Annotated in this window: 5 protein-coding genes; 3 read left to right on the top strand and 2 right to left on the bottom strand. The window is 37.9% G+C overall.

What is annotated here, in order from left to right; translation table 11 throughout:
- Together QZU45_RS10355 and QZU45_RS10360 are read right to left on the bottom strand one after the other, a co-directional pair.
- Window positions 1-240 (bottom strand): hypothetical protein (locus tag QZU45_RS10355; protein WP_295355058.1); only part of this gene is annotated, 240 nt, incomplete at its 3' end.
- A gap of 12 nt (window positions 241-252) precedes the next feature.
- The gene (locus QZU45_RS10360) at window positions 253-600 is read right to left on the bottom strand and encodes an STAS domain-containing protein (protein WP_083425535.1); all 348 of its coding nucleotides are present in this window, start codon (window positions 598-600) and stop codon (window positions 253-255) included.
- 759 nt (window positions 601-1,359) lie between these two features.
- On the opposite strand from QZU45_RS10360, the gene QZU45_RS10365 reads away from it, so the two are divergent.
- The 3 genes from QZU45_RS10365 to QZU45_RS10375 all read left to right on the top strand — a co-directional run.
- Window positions 1,360-1,788 (top strand): type III secretion system chaperone, encoded by a 429-nt coding sequence (locus QZU45_RS10365; RefSeq protein ID WP_295355062.1) that lies wholly within the window; start codon window positions 1,360-1,362, stop codon window positions 1,786-1,788.
- Between the two features lie 41 nt (window positions 1,789-1,829).
- Window positions 1,830-5,363, top strand: coding sequence for a hypothetical protein (locus QZU45_RS10370; RefSeq protein ID WP_295355065.1), 3,534 nt, complete (start codon window positions 1,830-1,832; stop codon window positions 5,361-5,363).
- 326 nt (window positions 5,364-5,689) lie between these two features.
- Window positions 5,690-6,504: cation:dicarboxylase symporter family transporter (locus tag QZU45_RS10375; protein WP_295355067.1), on the top strand; the 815-nt coding region annotated here is incomplete at its 3' end.

Here is a 6,504-nt window from a genome sequence, read left to right on the forward strand (position 1 = left end):
CTCCTTTGAGGTCTTAGGACCGTATGAAGGCATAACCATGTGATTAGCTCTTAAAAGGTATGCGTATTTTGAGAGCTTGTTGACATCAAGAGTATCAATTCTGCGTTCTAACGTATTTTCCTGATCGAAGGGAACTGCATAGATCTCGGTTTCCTCAACATTTAAAGTGACCTGAGCATAGGAGCAGGGGATTATGACACCCAGAACAGCTGCGTTTAAAAGTGTGGCTTTAGGAAACAATTCTTTTACCTGTCAGCTTGCTAAAGCTTCTTTTACTGAATTCAGATCTGGCTTAATCTCTAAAATAAGATCAAAACCTGAAATCTTGAAAACCTCTGAAACATTTTCAGAAAGACCACATAAAAACATTTTTTTACTGGTATTTTTACAGCTTTTTGCTGTCTTTAAAAAGACTCGAAGTCCTGCTGAACTAATGTATTCAAGTCCTGCAAGATCAAAGATTAGAGAATTGGTATTATCATTCTGTGTTAAGGGATTAACCTTTTCTTCAAGAGATTCTGAGCTTAACGCATCCAGTCTTCCGTTCAAGCTGATGATTTCGGTTCCTGTCATTGAACTGTCATTCAGATGGATTTCCATTTTTATTCCTTATGTTAGATGTTGCTTGCAATTATTCTATCAAACTTTTCCTCTTCTCCTCGCCCTTATTTTCATAGTGATTCATGAATTTGCTTTTTCAGTACTTAAAAAAATTACGGTTTTTTAGAGTTGTGAATGTCTACAGAATATGTATGCTTTAGATTTTTTATACTTCACCATAAGTTGTGGCTCATTTTTTTTGTGAAAAATGTTACCCTCGTCATAAGAACTTAATATTTTATTGTAGTTGCATAATTACCATAATTTTTGTTCTACAATATAGGTAGAGATACGGAATGGTATTTCTGTAAGGAGATAATGTTGTAGAACAATAAAGAGGCATATGCTGAACTTCTTAATAAGTTCTGAAATGAGACATGTTGAAAGAATGAATCAGACAAAAAACAAGATTGATGTTGTTAAAGTAGGTGGACATAACATCAATAACGATATATTTGCATAAAAATAAATAGCAGTGATTGCGGGTATCTTTATTCTCCTCAAAAAAGATACCCAAATCACGTTGATCTGAATATTTCAAACTAAACTTAAAAATAGCTTTCTTTCTTTTGGGAAACACTCATACAAGGACTCTTCTGCAATTCCAATCTGTTTAAGCTGAGTGCCGGTATGTTCCCCTCAAATCTATTCTGGGGAAATAAATATAGCTCAGAATACGAGCATAAATCGATAAAGAATTAAAACAGAATAAGTGTTGTTTTACGATGTTGAATTGAATGAAAAGATGGTGATGCAATTATGAATGCACAAGAGCTTATCAAAGAACTCGGCTCTAATCTTGGTTTGGAGCTTGAATTTTCAGAAGAACATACCTGTGCACTGAAATTTGGTGAAGTGACAGTGTTTTTTGAGGAATATGAGGACAAGCTCTACCTTATCTGTGAATTAGGCTCTTCTGTTGGTAAGGAAGATTTATTTCCACATCTGCTTTCTGAAAACTATCTGGGCAGAGCCACTGCAAACGCGGTACTGAGTCACGATGAGATCAAAAGCGAATTTATGCTCCATCTTATTCTCCAGCAGAATATAACCTATCAACAGTTTGAGAGAATTCTGGATAATTTTGTTTATACCGCGAAAAAATACAAAAATAAGCTGACCTCTGAAAACATGACAGAGATAGAACATGAGGACAATCTACTTCAGGCCGCTGTTTTAAAAGCCTGACTTTATGATGAGCTTAAGAGCATTTAAAAGAGGAACATGATATGACAGATGTTAATAACCGTATTGTTCAGCCACATCAGGGCAATCAGAATCTTAACAATGTGAATAATCAGGTGCCAGTTCAAAACGGTAATGTACCAGCTGGTCTCCGTAATGCTCAGGTAGGAAATGCCGGTAATCGCAGAATAGTTCCTCAGGGAGCCAATCAGGCCCAGGGGCAGCAGAATCTTGCCAATGCCCAGCAGGTAAATAACCCTGCACCTATGGTTAATCAGAAAAAAAATGGAGCCTATATAGCATCTGTTCTTCAGTCAAAAAAATTTAAGCTCTCTATGCTTCCAGACAGTTTTTCCAGGCTCATCAAAGATACAATTTCGTCTGCAAAAGAGGAACATGTTAGAAGAAGAAATTTGTTCAAGTGTTCGGACTCAGAACTTAAAGAATTCTTAGGAGAAGAGCTGTTCAGTCAGTTTATAGACGAAATTAAAAATCTTCCGGAAGAAGGGCTTTTGGATATTATGTCCTCTATATTGGGAAAATACTCTCAAAAAGCTGTTGCTAATGCAGAAGTTAGCTTTTTTGTTGATGAGCTTTCTGATAAAAACAAACAACACTTGGGTGTGAAAGATATTCCTAGAGTTGTCCGTGATCTGCAAAAAAATGAAGATTTTTCTAAAGATCTGAAGAACTGTTTTACTAAAGCTCAATTTGATGAATTATTTACCAAACATCTGAACCTCATAAACGAAAAAAATGCCTATTATGACAGCCTGAAGGCTTCAGTTAATGTCTTCAAGGAAAAGGCTATTCTTCGCTTATCCGAGCTTACGGGAATTCCATTGGAGGTTTTAAAGAATTCTTGTGAGCTTAAGTCCTTAACAGCAAAACTCGAAGTTGAGCAGATCCTTTATCAGGCAGGAGAAAAACAGGGTAATTTTGAGGACAGTTTTAACAATCTGGTCAGAGATTTTGTCGACAGTAAAAATCAATTGCTGCAGGACCTTAAACAGTCTGGTCTGAGTCAGGAAAAAACGACTCAGCTAACAATGCTGCTTATTGAGCATGACCTGCCTGAGGGAGTTACACTTGATTCAGTCTTGTCTCATGGGCAGGGAGGCATAGGTGCTCTGCTGAACAGTTCCGTAAATCCTCCTGAAGGCTTTACCAAACCATCAGCTGCTCAACTGCAGGAAGAACTTAAAAAGACCTGTAATATCATTGACTCTATGTATCAGCAGGATCTTGGTGAAGGTAAGTGGAAGGAGCTTACCAAAGAGCAGCAGTCTCTCCTGCGTGATCTGACTACTCTGGTAATGTTTGACAAAACTCCTGGGCTTGAAGCTGGACTTGCAGTCAATAACGACTTAGTGTCGGCATTTAATAAAATGGCTGACGCTCCTGAAAAGCATTTGTTTGAACAAGCTCTGCAGAACAGTGGAGCTAACCTAATAGCTCTACTTGACAAAGATGAATCCGATAAAATGCCTGTGGCCTTAAAAATAGGGATTATGACAGCCTTTGAGGAGGTTACCAAACTTTTTGGGGAGAATTCATTAAAAAAAGCTTCTCCATTGATGTTTTATGACCAAATCTTAAATAAAAATTTAGCGGTAAAACTTAAAGAGAAGCTGCAAGCGAAATCTGTTGCTGCAAATGGGCAGAATCAAAATGTTCTATATGACAATCTGTCTATTCATGATATTGCCAAAGAACTCATTCTTGAATCTTTAAAAAACAACACTCTTCGGGATACGGTTTTAGATATTTGCAAGGAACAGCATAATCTGACGCTCAGTTCTCTTCCAACGGATGAGCGATTAAAGAATGAGATGATTTCTAAGTTAAATAGTCTCAAGAACTTTACTCCAGATTTACAAAAATTAAACAGCAAAACTGAGATTGAGAATTATATTAAACACAATGAGCAGTGTCTGCAGGAAATTGGCCTCATAGTACAAACTCATCTGGCTGCTAGAAACACCTTCAATAATATATTTGAAGCCATGATTGCAGCTCAGAATATCTCTGATATTTCTAGAACTAGAATATATAAAGCTAATTTTGATGCTTATGATGAAACTCGTAAAACATTATTAGATGCCTATATAAATCTTCCTGCACAGGAGCGACCTGCAGTAGATAGCGATGAGTTTAAAGCTTTTATCGAAGATAAACTAGGACAAATCATCTCCCCTAGAGTTGAAGCTCTCAAACTGCTGAACAAATCAGGGCTCTCTGAGACTCAAAAGGTAAAATATACCGATATGATACTTGCCGGTAAACAGCCTGATCAGTTTGGTACTGTGTTAAAGTTTGCAACACAGTTTGCCCATTTGTATGATCCTAAAGCTCTGCAGGTAATACTTGAGCCTGTAACACACGGTAAAACTGTTAATGAGACTAAACTTCTTAAGGCTTTATCTGAGTTTGAAAAAACTCTCATCAATGCTCTTCCTCCACAGCTTGATCTGAATGGAGCAAATCTTACTGATGCGCAGAAGAACCAGCTCTCTCTCATCAAAGATATGGTTCGTCAGCAGATCTTCAATGAAAACCCTGAGTTTGGTCAGCTTATGGCTCAGATTCCTGTTGCAACACTCAGCAAGCTCAATGAGTCAAACAAAGAGCTGCTTTCTTTAGTAAATACCGGCCGTGCGGTATATGCATCTAAATGGATGTCTCAGGAAAGATGTGATGCTATTCGTAACGGTCATGAGCTATCGAACAGGAATCTTGAGTTGGTCTTAAAGCATGGTCCAACGCTTTTTGACACCTTTAAGAAGGATCTTGATCCAAAACTACATTATTTTTTACGACAGTTCATTGGCTCTGTCTGTTTCACTGAGCATTCTCTTGATAAGATTGAGAATGAACTAAGAAAATTACTCAAACATTCAAAACACTGGAAGGAATTTACCTTTGATACCTGTCCTCCAGGTTTAAAGGCATACCTGAAAAATGCTTATAAGGGAATGTTGGATGAATGTATGAATCCTGATTTCAAGGATCATACAAATTATTTTAACAATGTATTTGGTAGGGACGTTTGCCGCAGTGCCGTAACTCTGCAGGGGAATACGTATTATTATTCTGATGCTAAAGACTTTGATCCTTTGTTAACCAAAATTCTGCTTAAAGGTCGTAACTTAGATGACCTTTCTCCTCAGGAGAAACTTCGTCTAAATAAACAGAAACTCGGTATCACCACACTTCTGCATCAGGGTACCTATGCTGTAGGTCACTTTACAATGTTTCAAACAAGATTTAATGAGAATGTGGATGGAGCAAATGTCATTATCAACACTGAGGAAGGTCAGCAGTTTGGTAATGGTTCTTTAAGTGACATCGGTATAGAGTTAAGTGAAGATGGAAAAAGCTGTATTCTGACTTATAGGAGAAAACACGAGATTAACGGCAGCTCTATGAGCAGAGATTATAATGGCAATGCCATTCCTGCTGCTGACAATGTGGAATTTTGCTACAGAATCAATCTTAATTTTGAAGGGGATGAGCCGGAGATCTCTGATGCCAGCCTGTATCAACTTTTCGCAGGTTCAACCGAGAAAAAGTACTAATTGAACGGATTATGCCTAAGAGAGGGACAATATTATTGCTCCTCTCTTTTTTTTTGATTGTTTGAAAAGATAATATTCCTATTTTTTTTCAGCAGGATAATTCAAAAGTTCCATGTTTTGACCGTAAATCAGGCATTCATACAATAAAAGCTCCAAAATTGGTAATGTATAATTCAAATCACAATTTTAGCAACATAATAGTGCAAGCGCCTATGTTTTCTTTGATTATCAAGCCTTTTTTACGTATCATAAGCTCATGCAAGAGTGTTGTATTTTTGCTCTACTGTAGTGCATGAACACTCTTTAACTGATTTCTGGAGATAGAGATGGAAAAGAAAAAGTCATTTGGACTGGCCTGGATGATGCTTCTGGGTTTGGTTCTTGGTACTGTTTTCGGTACATTTATAAGTGAAAGTTTTGCAACAGATTACATTAAGCCTTTTGGTGATCTGTTCATCAGACTGATTCGTATGGTTGTGGTTCCTCTGGTATTTGCAACCATTATTTCTGGCGTTGCCGGTATCGCAGATATCTCAAAGCTAGGTCGTGTTGCGGTTAAGACTCTTCTGGTTTATGCCTGCACTACCGGTGTTGCAGTTATCTTCGGTCTTATCATTGCTCAGGTTGTTCATCCTGGTACCGGTCTTAACTTCTCAACTGAAGGTTTAACCATCAATGAAGTTAAGGCTCCAGCTCTTAAGGATACTCTTTTAAACATTGTTCCTATGAATCCATTTGATGCTCTGTCAAAGGGCTCAATGCTGCAGATTATCTTCTTTGCAGTTTTCTTTGGTTTCATTCTGGCTTCAATGGGTGAGAAGGGCAAGAGTCTGCAGGGATTCTTTGAAGGTGTTGGCGAAGTCATGATTAAGATGACCAACGCTGTTATGCATTATGCTCCTATCGGTGTATTTGCTCTGATTGCTTTCACTGTAAGTAAGCACGGTCTTGCTGTACTGCTTCCTCTGTTAAAGCTGGTTCTGTGTTCATTTGTTGCAACCGCTTTATTCTTCGTGGTGGTTTATATTCCAGTTGTACGCGTTTATGTAGGTCTTCCTTTAAAGCGCTTCTTCAAGGATATTGCAGAGCCTTGGATTATCGGTTTCACCGCCTGTTCATCAGCTGCAGCTTTAGCATCAAA

The sequence above is a fragment of the uncultured Succinivibrio sp. genome (genome assembly GCF_902756765.1).
Taxonomy (GTDB): Bacteria; Pseudomonadota; Gammaproteobacteria; order Enterobacterales; family Succinivibrionaceae; genus Succinivibrio.